Here is a 12,777-nt window from a genome sequence, read left to right as displayed (position 1 = left end):
GCGTGGCCGCCGCCCATGCCCCCTCAGGGGCGGCCCAGTGCCCGGTACTCCCATCCCGCCGCGCGCCACCGGGCCGGGTCGAGGGCGTGGCGGGCGTCGAGAACGCGCCGCCGGGCCACCACCGCGCCCATGGCGTGCGGATCGATCTCACGGAACTGCGACCACTCGGTGAGCAGCAGCACCACCTCCGCGCCGGTGGCGCCGCTGATGGCGTCGGTGCCGTACTCCAGCTCGGGGAAGGCGCGCCGGGCGTTCCCGGTGGCGGCCGGGTCGACGACCGTCACCCGGGCACCCGCGCGGTGGAGGGTGCGCGCCACATCCAGCGCCGGGGCGTCGCGTATGTCGTCGGAGTCGGGTTTGAAGGCGGCCCCGAGCACGGTCACCCGCACACCCGCCGGCTCACCTCCGGTCAGTTCGCGCACCAGGTCGACGGTGCGGGTGCGGCACCGCTGATTGATGCCGTCCATCTCGTGGAGGAAGGCGACCGCCCGGCCCGCCCCCAGCTCCTCCGCGCGGTGGGTGAAGGCCCGGATGTCCTTCGGCAGGCATCCGCCGCCGAAGCCGAGCCCGGGCTTGAGGAACCGCCCGCCGATCCGGTCGTCGTGGGAGAGGGCCGTCGCGAGCGCGGTCACATCGGCACCGGTGGCCTCGCAGACCTCCGCCATGGCGTTGATGTACGAGATCTTGGTGGCGAGGAACGAGTTGGCCGCCACCTTCACCAGCTCCGCGGTCGGCAGATCGGTGACCACGACCGGTGTGCCCCGGGCGATGACGGGGGCGAAGGCGGCCCGCAGCCGCTGCTCGGCCCACTCCGACGCGACCCCGAAGACCAGCCGGTCGGGCCGCAGGGAGCCCTCCACCGCATGACCCTCGCGCAGGAACTCCGGGTTCCAGGCGAGCCGCACATCCGCTCCGGCCGGGGCCACCCGCTGGATCAGCCCGGTCAGCCGGGCCGCGGTGCCCACCGGGACGGTGGACTTGCCGACCACCAGCGACGGCCGGCGCAGATGCCGCGCGAGCGCCTCGACCGAGGCGTCGACATGGGTCAGATCGGCCGCGTGCGAGCCCTGCCGCTGCGGTGTCCCGACACAGACGAAGTGCACATCCCCGAACTCCCCGGCCTCCTCCGGGCCGGTGGTGAAACGCAGCCGCCCGGAGTCGAGCGCCTTGCCGAGGAGTTCCGGGAGGCCCGGCTCGAAGAAGGGGACCTCCCCGGCGTTCAGTCGCTCGATCTTCCCCGGGTCCACATCCACGCCCAGCACCTCGAAGCCGAGGGCGGCCATGCAGACGGCGTGGGTGGCGCCGAGATATCCGGTGCCGATCACGGTGAGACGGGGAGCGGGAGCGGTCATGGTGACCTCCGGGCGATGGTTGTCGGTGGGGTGGGCGCCTGACGCGCCCCGTGCACTCGTGCTGCCGCTCCCGGCGGGGTTCGGCGGGGCGCGACGGATCACCGCACCGCCCGTCGTGGCGGGGTCCGGTGGGAGCGGGCGCCGGTCCTGCGGGACCGGGCCGGGAGGGCGGGAACCGGTCGACCGGACGAGGCCGGGCCCATCGGGCGAAAGGGGTGGTCGGTGGGGTGGGAGCGGGCCGGTCAGCCCCCGTCAGGAGGCGCAGTCGACATTGGCGAGCCCCTTGGCGGCGTCGGTCACCTTGTTGTCGCAGGTGACCTTGTTGCCGTCGGAGGTGAGACGGAAGCCCCAGCCGGGTCCGTCCACGCGCGCGGTGTTGCCGCTGAAGGTGTTGCCGGTGCCCCAGCCCTTGACGATCTGATGGGTCTGGAAGCCGTCCTCGGGGGAGTTGCGCCCGGTGTTGCCCTGGATCAGCCAGTCGTTGCCCTTGACGTCGACCCAGGAGTCGTTGTGGGAGCCGGCCAGTTTCGCGCCGTCGAAGGTGTTGCCGACGACCCTGCCGCCGGTGGTCCCCTCCTTGATGTCGACGGCCTCGCCCGTGGTGTCGCTGATGCGGTTGCCGATCACCGCGTTCCGGTCGCTCTCGTCCGGCGCGCACTGGGTGACGGTGCACCAGTTGGACTTGGCGGTACCGATGTAGACACCCTCGCCGAACTTCGGCTTCCGCAGCCCGGTGGCACGGACGACATTGTCCCGGACCACATTGTCTGAGCTGAAGTCGCGCAGATGGATGGCCTCGTCGCCGATCGACTCCACGGTCAGGCGCTGGATCACCGTGCCCCGTACCCGGTCCGCCATCACTCCCTTCTGGCCGTTGCGCACGGTGAAGCCGACCACCCGCCAGTGGGTGGCGCCCTTGAGATGGAGGGCGTATCCGCCCTTGATCCCGCCGCCGTCGATGACCGCGCCGGAGCCGCCGCACAGCGAGACGGGTTTCTCGGCGGTGCCGGCGGCCGTGGCGACGAAGCGCCCGGAGTAGACGCCGTCGGCGAGCCGGATGCTGTCCCCGGCGCGCGCCTTCGCGAGGGCGTCCTTGAGGGAGCGGGCATCGCCCACCGTCACCGAGGCGGGCGGGCAGTCGACCTCGGCGGAGGGCGCGGGCGGCACCGGGTCACCGGCACCGGGGGAGGCCGCCGGCCCGTCCGTCTCCACCGGTTCCGGCTCGCCCGGCTCGTCCGGGTCGCTGGGCACGGCCCCCGGCCGTACGGACCAGGTGGAGTCGGGCCCGGCCTCGGTGGCTCCCGGCAGCACCTCCGTCCCCGCTCCGCCGTCGCGCCCGGACACGGCCACCACGAGCGCGATCAGCGCGACCGCGAGTGCGGCCCCGGAGAGCCACACGGCCGGACTCCGGCGGGCCCCGGGCCGGTCGGGCGGCTGCGGCGGCCCCGGCGGCTCCGGCGGCCCGGGCGGTTGCGCTGGTTGCGGCGGAACGGATGACATCGTCGGTGACTCCGGCTTCGCGGGATGGTGGTGACGGGTCTTGGACCGGTGCGGTGGAACCGGGGACGGATGCCCACCGCCCGGGGGACCGCGGCCTACCGCTGGTCGTGACCGGCGGTCATCGCCGGCATCCGATGGCGGCCGGACGTACCCGTCCGGGCGTTCTCCTTGAGGAGTTCGCTCGCGGGCGCGCTCGGCAGCGACTTCTTGTCGGCGTACGGATGGATGCCCAGGCGCGGCACATCGCCCCGGCGGCTGGTGCGCCGGGCGCCCAGCACCGCCGAGATCAGGATGAGCAGCAGGATGGACGCCCAGAGCAGGGTCATCGGGCTGGCGTAGTGACGGAACTTGATCCAGAAGCTGCTGGTGTCGTGCCAGGCGAAGGTCTGGTTCTTCTTGAGCGTGATGTCACCGCGCGCCCGGCTGGTGTCCAGCGCGCTCGGCCCGACCCCGGCGACCACGTTGTAGGTGACCTTGGATCTGCCGACACCGCCCACCAGGGATATCCCGTGCTCGGTGGCGTCCTGGACGGTGTTCCCGCGCACCTCGGCCCGCGAGTCCCGTACATAGACGCCGGTGTCCGTGCCCTCGATGAGGTTGCCGCTGATGTTCGCCCCCGACACCCCGTCCCTGACCGAGATGCCCTGCCGGGTCTGGCCGCTGAGATGGTTGCCGGTGATGGCGACCTTGCTGGCGTCCTCACGGGCCACGATACCCATGTCGCCACCGTCGACCCGGTTGTCCTGCACACCGACGTTCACCCCGCCGAAGATCTCGATGCCGTAGCGGCCGTTGTCCCTGGCCGTGCTGTGGGAGACCGAGTTGGAGCCGTAGCTGGCGATGGACTCCCCGGCGGCGGAGGGGCCGTCCGCCAGCGGCCTGCCGCTGAGCGTGAAGCCGTTTCCGCCGTTGGACAGCGCCTTGGAACCGGTGACCCGGGCCTGCTGGGTGGCGCGGGAGAGCACGAAGCCGTCGCCGCCGTTCTCCTCGGAGACCGTGCGGTCGACCACGACATTGGTGACACCGCGGTGCAGTACCACCCCGTCCTCCAGACTGTTCCGCACCGTGGTCCGGGTGATGTTGACCCCGCTGGCGCCCGAGACGAACACCCCGTACAGATTGCCCGAGACGGTGGAGTTGCTGATCTCCGCGGAGAGATAGGAGAGATCGGGCACCGAGAACCGGCCGTCCGGTGTCCTCAGCTCCCCGGCGGGCTCGGCGATCACTCCACTGCTGCGGGGTGTCTGCTCGGACTGCCGCTCCGCCTTGTCGTCGGCGGCCGACTGCTCCCGCTGGTTGAGATTCTCGTCGGCGCCGGAGTACTTGATGTTGCCGGTGTCGGGCCGGTCCGTGCCGGTGAGACCGAGACCGCCGGTGCGCCCGCTCCAGAACCCCAGATCGGAGACCCGGGTGTGGGTCATGGAGAACTGGCCGCCGATGGCCCGCACATAGGCCCGGCCGTCCCGTACATCCGTGTCCGGCTCGTTGGTGCGGGTGTCCGAGCTGCTGATGCGCATCGGCGCCTGCGGGGTGCCCTCCAGGGTGAGCCGGCCACCGAAGGAGACGATGGAGACAAAGCCCTTGGTACTGCTCGCCAGCCGCAGATGGAGCCCGCCGGGACTGGAGAGCTTGAGCTTGGCCCCCGTGTTCAGATAGATGTTCTCGGTCAGCAGATAGGAGCCGTCCCGCTTGCGGACAAAGGTCTGCGGAGCGAGTTCGAGCAGGTCGGAGACGCCGTACGGCTTGGTGCGCTGGGTCAGGACCAGGGTGTATCCGCCCTGGGTGTCCAGCCGGTACGGGCGTGACCACTGCGGGCCCTTCAGCGGGGCGACGGCGGCCACCGCGCGGACCTGGTCCAGCCGGCGGTCCTCCGCGGCGACGAGGGCGGTCTGGTTCTCCGCGTCCTCGGCGGTGAGCGCCGGGTCCCTGTCGCCGCGCCCGGCCGGCGCCGCGCCCGTCGCGGGCGCCGGTGCCGCGAGGAGCAGACCCGCCGCGACGGGCAGGGCGACCAGGAGCCGTGCGGCGCGGAGCACCCGCCGCGCGCTCTGTCCGGATGGATGTGTCATCGCCGCACCGCCCCCGCGGGAGAGACTCCGGACCGCGTCCCGTGGGTGAGAGAGGCGGCGCTCTGCCCCTCACCGCCCACGCTGGTGCTGGTGCGGGTCAGCCAGCCCTGCTTGTTCATGGTGAGGAAGGCGTACAGCTTGATCGGCAGCGAGATCATGATCACCACCAGTGCGAGCAGCGGCAGCAGCAGGATGTCCTGGGGATGCCGGCGCAGATGGGAGTAGCCGCGGATGCCGCGCCCCACGACCAGCCAGATCACCACCAGCACCACCCCGCGGCCGTTCAGCTCCAGCCGGCTGAAGAGCAGATAGCCCAGCGCCATGCCCATCGTCACCGGTGTCAGCAGGATCTGGAGAACGGTGATCTTGGTGACCAGGGGTGCCCGCCAGAGCCAGCCCTTGTAGAGGGCGGTCAGATAGCAGCGGTAGGAGTTCCTGCTCCAGCGCACCCGCTGCTTCACAAAGGCGGAGAGCGAGTCCGGGAACATCGACAGCGCCCGTGCGGAGGACTGGTGCACGGTCCGGTAGCCGGAGGCCAGCACCAGCCAGGTCAGCCTGCCGTCGTCCCCGGCGACACACCGGCGGCCCAGGAAGAACTCGTTCTCCAGGTTCTCCAGCACCGGCGCCACCGCCGCCCGCCGGTACGCGGCCGTACGGCCGGAGAGACACGCCACGGCGCCGGCGCGGCCCATGGCGGGGACGTAGTCGTAGTAGCGCAGATTGACCAGCCAGTCGGCGAGGCGCCGCCAGACGCTGGTGCTTCTCAGATAGACGTTCTGCTGGGTCCCGACCCCGCCCACCTCCGGGTCGGCGAACGGCATCTGCACCGCCGCGAGCAGCCCCGGCTGCCAGCGGGTGTCGGAGTCGACCAGCACGATCAGCTCACTGGTCGCCGCCCTGATGCCCACTCCCAGCGCCGAGCGCTTGCCGTGGTGCTCGAAGGCCAGCACCCGTACCCGTGGGTCCTCCACCAGGGACAGCTGCCGCAGCACCTCCGTGTCGTCCACGTCGGGCACGATGATGATCTCGGTGGGGTCCTGCCGCAGCCAGGTCTCCAGGCAGTCCAGCAGAATCTCCGGGTCCTCGCGGTACGCCGGGACCACCACCGACACCGTGGTGCGGAACTCGTTCACCACGGGCCGGGCGAAGCGCGAGAGCACCGCCCGATAGAGCCACAGCGCCCAGACGAACGCTCCGGCGAGGCCCAGCGGCATCAGTTCACGCCACGATGTTTCCCCCGCGGCCATGACGATCCATGACCACACTCCGTCGAAAAAACCTGACACCTGTCCCGGCCCCCCAGCCCGCATGGTGATGACGTTCGGAGTCAGCAACCCCACGCGATGCGCCACTGTACGGGAAACGATCGAGCTGAAAGGGCCATCTCTCCACACTTGATACACGGTTCTTACTCAGAAAGGTCTCCACCTCTCCATATCTGGCCGGGGTTGGCCGGTGGACGGCCAACGGGCGCCGGGCCCGGGCGAGTTGGCGGGAGCCCGGCGAGCGATGGCGCCCGCGCCCCGGCGCACCGGGAACCGGAATCGTCCCCTCACGGCAGGTCCCGGGGTTTGGACGGCCCGAACCGTGCAACACGCACTCGGGAGGCGTCATGGCTGATTCAGCTGATTCAACGGAGAGCGACAACCAGGAGAACGACCGGAGCGCGCAGGCCACACCGGGCCCGACCGCAGTGCTGCGCAAGGCGTGCGCACAGCTGTCGGAACTCACCGGTCAGCAGGCCGAATCGGTCACCTCATTCGTACGGACGGAGGACGGCTGGTCGCTGGAGGTGGAAGTGGTCGAACTGGAGCGGGTGCCCAGCACCGCGAGTCTCCTCGCCACCTATGAGGTGAGCCTCGACCGCGACCACGAACTGAGCGGCTACCGGCGTGTCCGCCGTTACGAGCGCGGCCGGGCCGATCCCCGCTAGGGACCGAGCCCGGCGGAACGGCCCCGCACGGGGGCCGGACGCGCACCACACCGAGCAAGGAGGGAGCACCAGCGATGACTGTTGTGCCGACCCAGCAGCAGAGTGGCGGAGGAGGCGGTTCCAGCGGCCTCTACGACGTCCTGGAACTGATTCTCGACCGGGGACTCGTCATCGACGCGTTCGTCCGGGTGTCCCTGGTGGGCATCGAGATCCTCAAGATCGACATCCGGGTGGTGGTCGCCAGCGTCGACACCTATCTCCGGTTCGCCGAGGCGTGCAACCGGCTCGACCTGGAGTCCGGACCGCGCAAGGACCCGGGCCTGCCCGACCTGGTCGGGGAGATGACCGAGTCCGGCGCGCGCGGCAAGACCAAGGGAGCGCTCTCCGGCGCGGCCCAGACCATAGCGGACTCCTTCCAGCAGGGGCGTGACGAAGGCTCCCCGCGCGAGGAGCAGAGCGAGTCCCGGCCGCGCACCCGGCGGCCCGCCGCCCGCAAGCAGAAGGAGGAATCGGAGTGAGCGTCTACGTCTACGGCATAGCGAGCAGTTCCCATCCGAAGCTCCCGGAGGAGGCGGACGGCATCGGTGACCCGCCCCAGCGCGTCCGTGTCATCCGCCACGGCCGGATCGCGGCGCTCGTCAGCGACGCACCGGACCGGATCAGGCCCAAGAGGCGCGATCTCGTCGCCCACCAGCACATCCTGACCCGGGCGGGCGAGCACGGCTCGGTCCTGCCGCTGCGGTTCGGCGGTGTGTCGCCCGACGAGGAGTCCCTGACGGCCGTGCTCGCCGAGCGCGAGGAGTACTACGTCGAGCGGCTCGCCGCCCTCGCCGACAAGGTGGAGTACAACGTCAAGGCCACCCATGACGAGGAGTCGGTGCTGCGCCGCGTCATCGCCGACGACCCGGAGCTGCGCCGCATGGCCGACGCCGCGCGGAGCGCCCAGGGCGGCTCCCACGATCAGAAGGTCCAGCTCGGGGAGCGCATCGCGGCGGCCGTGCAGGCCAGGGAGGTCCAGGACGCCGAGCTTCTCAGGCGTGCCCTGGAGCAGGTGTGCAGCGAGTCCAACGACGGTCCGCAGAGCCTGGGCTGGCTGACGAACATCTCCTACCTGGTGGACCGGGACGGCGCCGCCGCGCTGGTGGAGGCCGTGGACACCCTCCGTACCGAGCAACCCCATCTGGTGCTCACCCTCACCGGGCCGCTGCCGCCCTACAGCTTTGTGGAGTGAGCGGGCATGGGGCTGATCGGTGAGCTGCTGAAGCTGCCCGCCGCCCCCGTGCGCGGCTCCCTGTGGGTGCTGCGCCGGGTGGTGGACGAGGCGGAACGGCAGTACTACGACCCCTCGGTCATCCAGAACGAACTCGCCCGGCTCGCGGAGCAGTTCGAAGCGGGCGAGATCGACGAGACCGAGTTCGACCGCCGGGAGGACGAGCTCCTCGACCGGCTGGACACACTGCACAACAGGGAGCAGGGACGATGAACTCACGAGTGGTGATCGGCCTCGCGATGGGCGCGGGGTATGTACTCGGGCGTACCAAGAAGGGCAAGCTCGCGTTCGCCGTGGCGACCATGGTGGCGGGCAAACGGCTCAATCTGAGCCCGGCGGCCCTCGGCGAGCTGGTGACGCGCCAGCTGAAGGAGAACCCGCAGTTCAAGCAGCTCGGCGACCAGTTGCGCCAGGACCTCGGCGGAGTCGGCAAGGCCGCCACCGGAGCGCTGGTCAACCGGCAGCTCGAAGGCATCGCCGACCGGCTGCACGAGCGGACCCTTGGCGTCCAGGACCGGATCGACGGAGTGGTCCCCGGCGGTGAGCGGGCCGACGAGGAGGCCGAGGAGCCCGAGGAGTCGGAGGAGTCGGGGGAGTCGGAGGAGGAGCCCGAGGGGTCGGAGGAAACGCGCGAGTCCGAGCGCGAGTCCGGGTCCGGGTCCGGGTCGCGGCAGGCGAAGAAGCCCGCCACCCGCCGCGCCCCCTCCGGCCAGACGAAGAAGACCGCGCGCCCCGCCCGGCGGACGGCGAAGAAGACGGCGGCCCGGAACCCCGCCAAGTCCACCGGGAACACCGGTGCCGAGGGAGGCCGTGGCCGTGGCTGACAAGAACGGTCCGCTGAGCGCGGACAACCCCGCCGTGCGGCGGCTCAAGGAAGAGGCCCAGGGCTATCTGGCGGCGCAGGCGCAGCAGACGCTGATGTCGGCGGGCCGGATGCTGGGCCGCACCACCGGCAGGCTCAACGACATCGCGGAGGGCCGCGGCCCCGGGCTGGCCAAACTGGCGCTGGAGGGTGGCCGCAAGGCCGCCGAGGGCAAGGGCCCGCTGCGCGGCGCCCTGGAGGTCGGGGCCTCCCATCTCAAGGAGAACGTCACCCGGGCGCTCAAGAACGCCGGCGGCGGGAAGTCGAAGGGCGGCGGCGGCAGCAAGCCGGTGGTCATCATCGAGTCCGTCGATGTCGGGGTGCCGGTCCGCGAGGCGTACGACCAGTGGACGCGGTACCAGGACTTCGCCGCCTTCGCCCGCGGCGTCAAGAGCGCGAGCCACGCCGACGACACCACATCGGACTGGCAGATGAAGGTGTTCTGGTCCAGCCGGAGCTGGAAGGCCCGTACCACCGAACAGATACCGGACAGCCGCATCCAGTGGACGTCCGAGGGCGGCAAGGGCACCACCAAGGGCGTGGTGACCTTCCACGAGCTGGGCGAGAGCCTCACCCGGGTGCTGCTGGTCATCGAGTACTACCCGAAGGGCCTCTTCGAGAAGACCGGCAACATCTGGCGCGCCCAGGGGCGCCGGGTCCGGCTCGACCTCAAGAACTTCGCCCGCCACATCACCCTGCGCGGGGAGGCCGAGGACGGCTGGCGCGGGGAGATCCGGGACGGAGAAGTGGTGCTCAGCCATGACGACGCCATGGCGGAGGAGGAGGAAGCCGCCGAGGAGTCGTCCCACGACGAGCCGGCGGGCGAGGAGACCGACGAGGAGTACGAGGAGGAGGGGGACCACGAGCCCGAGGGCGAGCACGACGACGCCGAGGGCGAGGAGTACGACGACGAGGAGGTGTACGAGGACGAGCACGAGGAGGCCCCCGCCGAGGAGGGGGAGTTCGCGGACGAGGACCTCGACGAGGAGGCCGCCGAGCGGGAGTACGCCGCGTCCGGGAGCCGTGACCGGAGGTGAGCATGGCGACGCCCGGCCGGCTCCCCGACCCCTATGGCTCCGGCGGCGGCGCGAATCTGGCGGACATCCTCGAACGGGTGCTCGACAAGGGGATCGTCATCGCCGGCGACATCCGCATCAACCTCCTGGACATCGAACTCCTCACCATCAAACTCCGGCTGATCGTCGCCTCCGTCGACAAGGCGAAGGAGATGGGCATCGACTGGTGGGAGCACGACCGTGAGCTCTCGTCCGGCGGCACGCGGCGCGACGAACTCGGCGCGGAGAACGAACGCCTCCAGCAGCGCGTCGCGGAGCTGGAGGCGCTGACGAGGACGGAGAAGACGTGACACCGGGAACCGCGACCGAGGACACACCATGAACCGACTGCGCTACGTCTACGCCGTGACCCGCCCCTTCGGCGCCGCGCTGCCCGAGGAACTGCGGGGCGTGGCCGGGGCACCGGCCTATCCGCTCGGCCACGACGGTCTGACGGCGGTGGTGTCGGACGTGCCCGCCGAGGACTTCGGCGAGGCCCCGCTGCGGAAGCGGCTGGAGGATCTCGACTGGCTCGCCGAGACCGCCCGCGCCCATGAGGCGGTGGTTGCCGCGGTGGCCTCGGTCGGCAGCCCGCTGCCGCTCCGGCTCGCCACCGTCTGCCACGACGACGACGGCGTCCGCCGGCTGCTCGACGCCGGACGCTCCCGCTTCGTCCGGACCCTGGAGCGGCTCGACGGCCGGGTCGAGTGGGGGGTGAAGGTGTACGCGGAGAAGGCCGCGGCCGGACCCGCGCCCGCGGGCCGGGGCGGGCCGGAGACCGGGCAGGACTATCTGCGCAGGCGGCTGCGGGAGCGCCGCACCCGGGAGAGTTCCTGGCAGTCCGCCGACGGTGTCGCGCGCCGGCTCCACGAGGAGCTGAGCCGGTCCGCCGAGGGTGTGCGCTTGCACCCGCCGCAGCGGGCCGAGCTGTCCGGCGCGGCCGGGGAGAACATCCTCAACGCCGCCTTTCTCGTCCCGCGCGAGGAGAGCGCGGCCTTCGTCGAGACGGTCCGGCGGCTCACCCCCGGCGAGCCCGGGGTCCGGATGGAGCTGACCGGCCCCTGGGCCCCGTACTCCTTCGCGACCGGCGAGGAGAGCGAGGAACCGCGCTCCGACGGCCCGGACCGCGACGGCCCCGCCGACGGCCGCGGCGCGGGCTCCGGCGGTGTCGCGCGGGGTCCGGACACCGCCCCGGCCCCGGGGGAGGCCCTCCGGTGACCGCCCCCGAATCCGGCCCCCTCGCCGCCCGGCAGGTCGCCCTGGTCGATCTGCTGGACCGGCTGCTGGCCGGCGGGGTGGTGATCACCGGGGACCTCACCCTGCGCATCGCCGACGTCGATCTCGTGCGGATCGATCTCAACGCCCTCATCAGCTCGGTCACCGAACAGGTTCCCTCGCCCTGGGACACCGGAAGGGGAGCGCCGTGAGCGAACCGCGCCGCACACTCGACATGCGGCCCGACACCGTGGAGCGCGACCTCGCCAAGCTCGTGCTGACCGTCGTGGAGCTGCTGCGCCAGCTGATGGAGCGGCAGGCCCTGCGGCGGGTGGAGACCGGCGACCTCAGCGAGGCGCAGGAGGAGCGGATCGGCCTCACGCTCATGCTGCTGGAGGACCGTATGGGGGTCCTGCGCGAGGAGTTCGGCCTGGAGCCGGGGGACCTCAATCTGGACCTCGGCCCGCTGGGCCCGCTCCTGTCGGACTCCTGACCCCGGCGGTGCCCGGGCGCCGCCGTCGCGCCGCTGTCGCACCGCCGGGGACCCCGCCGCCCGCCGTCGTGCCCGGAACGGCTCCGGGCGGGGCGCCCGCGCCGGCGGAACGGCCCGCCTACTCCGGTTCCGGCGCTCCTTCGCCGATGACCCGCCGCGCCGCCTCGCTCTCGGCGGCGGGGGGCGACAACTCGTCCAGCGTGTCGAAGTCGTCCTTCGCCAACTCCGCCTCCCAGGCGGCGGCGAGCCGCTCCTGCTCGGCCTCCGGCCGCCTTACGACCTCCTCGCGGTGCTCCGGGCTCAGCGCCTCCAGAAACCGCGCGACGGCGTCCATGGGCATGTCGTCCTCCTTCGATCGCATGGGCCACAGCCTCCCCACACCCCGCCCATCATGATCGAGCCACGCCGCCCGCCCCGGGATGTCGCGCCCCGGCCACCGCCGAACGGGTGCCCCCGGCAGCGGACACCGGACGGCCCTCCCGGTGCCCCGGGAGCGCGGATCAGTCGATCACCGCGGTGGCCTCGACCTCGACCAGATGGTCGGGTACGTCCAGTGCCGCGACCCCGATGAGCGTGGCGGGCGCCGCCGGGGTGACACCCAGTGCCGCCGCCGCCCGGGAGATCCCCTCCAGGAGCCGGGGCATCTGGTCGGGGGTCCAGCCGACGACATGGACGGTCAGCTTCACCACGTCGTCGAAGGACGCCCCCGCCGCGGCCAGCGCGGTCGCGGTGTTGAGGTAGCACTGCTCGACCTGAGCGGCGAGGTCGCCCGCACCGACCGTGGTTCCCTCGGCGTCCCACGCCACCTGTCCCGCGGTGTGGATCAGCTTCGACCCGGTCGCGATGGACACCTGCCGGTAGACATCGATCTCCGGCAGCCCTTCGGGGTTCATCAGGGTAATGGCCATGGTGTGTCCGTCTCCTCGCGGTGAGAGCCGTCGGCTCGCCTCGAACCGGGGTCCTCCCGGTCGCTCGTGGTTACGGGGAAACCGTAGGAGAGCCCGTGCCGACGTGGAAGAACGCACTTTTCG

At 71.7% G+C, this 12,777-nt stretch carries 16 protein-coding genes; 10 read left to right on the top strand and 6 right to left on the bottom strand.

Features of this window, described 5'->3' with window-relative positions; translation table 11 throughout:
- Positions 1–23: 23 nt before the first annotated feature.
- The 4 genes from ACWCRA_RS18870 to ACWCRA_RS18855 form a co-directional block, all read right to left on the bottom strand.
- Entirely contained in the window at positions 24–1,352 is a 1,329-nt protein-coding gene (locus ACWCRA_RS18870; protein ID WP_351546165.1) for a UDP-glucose dehydrogenase family protein, read from the bottom strand.
- Between the two features lie 252 nt (positions 1,353–1,604).
- Positions 1,605–2,750 (bottom strand): right-handed parallel beta-helix repeat-containing protein, encoded by a 1,146-nt coding sequence (locus tag ACWCRA_RS18865; RefSeq protein WP_451068092.1) that lies wholly within the window; start codon positions 2,748–2,750, stop codon positions 1,605–1,607.
- Between the two features lie 197 nt (positions 2,751–2,947).
- Entirely contained in the window at positions 2,948–4,918 is a 1,971-nt protein-coding gene (locus ACWCRA_RS18860) for a right-handed parallel beta-helix repeat-containing protein (RefSeq protein WP_351546171.1), read from the bottom strand.
- Positions 4,915–6,165: a glycosyltransferase family 2 protein gene (locus tag ACWCRA_RS18855; RefSeq protein ID WP_351546174.1), complete on the bottom strand. Its 1,251-nt coding sequence runs from the start codon at positions 6,163–6,165 to the stop codon at positions 4,915–4,917. The genes ACWCRA_RS18860 and ACWCRA_RS18855 overlap by 4 nt, the downstream gene beginning before the upstream one ends.
- 365 nt (positions 6,166–6,530) lie before the next feature.
- Between ACWCRA_RS18855 and gvpO the strand changes: the two genes are divergently transcribed.
- From gvpO to ACWCRA_RS18805, 10 genes are all read left to right on the top strand, one after another.
- Positions 6,531–6,851 (top strand): gas vesicle protein GvpO, encoded by a 321-nt coding sequence (gene gvpO, locus ACWCRA_RS18850; protein ID WP_451068091.1) that lies wholly within the window; start codon positions 6,531–6,533, stop codon positions 6,849–6,851.
- A 74-nt stretch (positions 6,852–6,925) separates the two neighbouring features.
- Positions 6,926–7,369: a gas vesicle structural protein GvpA gene (locus tag ACWCRA_RS18845; RefSeq protein ID WP_351546180.1), complete on the top strand. Its 444-nt coding sequence runs from the start codon at positions 6,926–6,928 to the stop codon at positions 7,367–7,369.
- On the top strand, positions 7,366–8,082 hold the full coding sequence (locus tag ACWCRA_RS18840; RefSeq protein WP_451068090.1) for a GvpL/GvpF family gas vesicle protein: 717 nt from the start codon (positions 7,366–7,368) through the stop codon (positions 8,080–8,082). Before ACWCRA_RS18845 ends, ACWCRA_RS18840 begins: the two co-directional genes overlap by 4 nt.
- Positions 8,083–8,088: 6 nt before the next feature.
- Positions 8,089–8,334 carry a gas vesicle protein GvpG gene (locus tag ACWCRA_RS18835; RefSeq protein WP_451068089.1) on the top strand — a complete coding sequence of 82 codons (246 nt, stop codon included), beginning with the start codon at positions 8,089–8,091 and terminating at the stop codon, positions 8,332–8,334.
- Positions 8,331–8,945, top strand: coding sequence for a DNA primase (locus tag ACWCRA_RS18830; protein ID WP_451068088.1), 615 nt, complete (start codon positions 8,331–8,333; stop codon positions 8,943–8,945). Before ACWCRA_RS18835 ends, ACWCRA_RS18830 begins: the two co-directional genes overlap by 4 nt.
- Positions 8,932–10,020: an SRPBCC family protein gene (locus ACWCRA_RS18825; protein WP_451068087.1), complete on the top strand. Its 1,089-nt coding sequence runs from the start codon at positions 8,932–8,934 to the stop codon at positions 10,018–10,020. The genes ACWCRA_RS18830 and ACWCRA_RS18825 overlap by 14 nt, the downstream gene beginning before the upstream one ends.
- A gap of 2 nt (positions 10,021–10,022) precedes the next feature.
- The gene (locus ACWCRA_RS18820) at positions 10,023–10,349 is read left to right on the top strand and encodes a gas vesicle protein (RefSeq protein WP_351546194.1); all 327 of its coding nucleotides are present in this window, start codon (positions 10,023–10,025) and stop codon (positions 10,347–10,349) included.
- A gap of 28 nt (positions 10,350–10,377) precedes the next feature.
- A complete protein-coding gene (locus ACWCRA_RS18815; RefSeq protein ID WP_351546197.1) occupies positions 10,378–11,256 on the top strand; it encodes a GvpL/GvpF family gas vesicle protein in 879 nt (292 codons plus the stop codon).
- Positions 11,253–11,465 carry a gas vesicle protein gene (locus ACWCRA_RS18810; RefSeq protein WP_351546198.1) on the top strand — a complete coding sequence of 71 codons (213 nt, stop codon included), beginning with the start codon at positions 11,253–11,255 and terminating at the stop codon, positions 11,463–11,465. Before ACWCRA_RS18815 ends, ACWCRA_RS18810 begins: the two co-directional genes overlap by 4 nt.
- Positions 11,466–11,488: 23 nt before the next feature.
- A complete protein-coding gene (locus ACWCRA_RS18805) occupies positions 11,489–11,746 on the top strand; it encodes a gas vesicle protein K (protein ID WP_351546249.1) in 258 nt (85 codons plus the stop codon).
- 118 nt (positions 11,747–11,864) lie between these two features.
- Here ACWCRA_RS18805 and ACWCRA_RS18800 read toward each other — a convergent pair whose 3' ends face one another.
- Together ACWCRA_RS18800 and ACWCRA_RS18795 are read right to left on the bottom strand one after the other, a co-directional pair.
- Positions 11,865–12,086, bottom strand: coding sequence for a hypothetical protein (locus ACWCRA_RS18800; protein WP_351546201.1), 222 nt, complete (start codon positions 12,084–12,086; stop codon positions 11,865–11,867).
- A 160-nt stretch (positions 12,087–12,246) separates the two neighbouring features.
- Positions 12,247–12,654, bottom strand: a complete 408-nt coding sequence (locus ACWCRA_RS18795; RefSeq protein ID WP_351546204.1) for a RidA family protein — start codon at positions 12,652–12,654, stop codon at positions 12,247–12,249.
- Positions 12,655–12,777 lie beyond the last annotated feature (123 nt).

The organism is Streptomyces sp. NPDC001889, from assembly GCF_053594535.1.
Note: the sequence above shows the minus strand (reverse complement) of the source record. Positions and strands in the feature narration are given on the sequence as shown.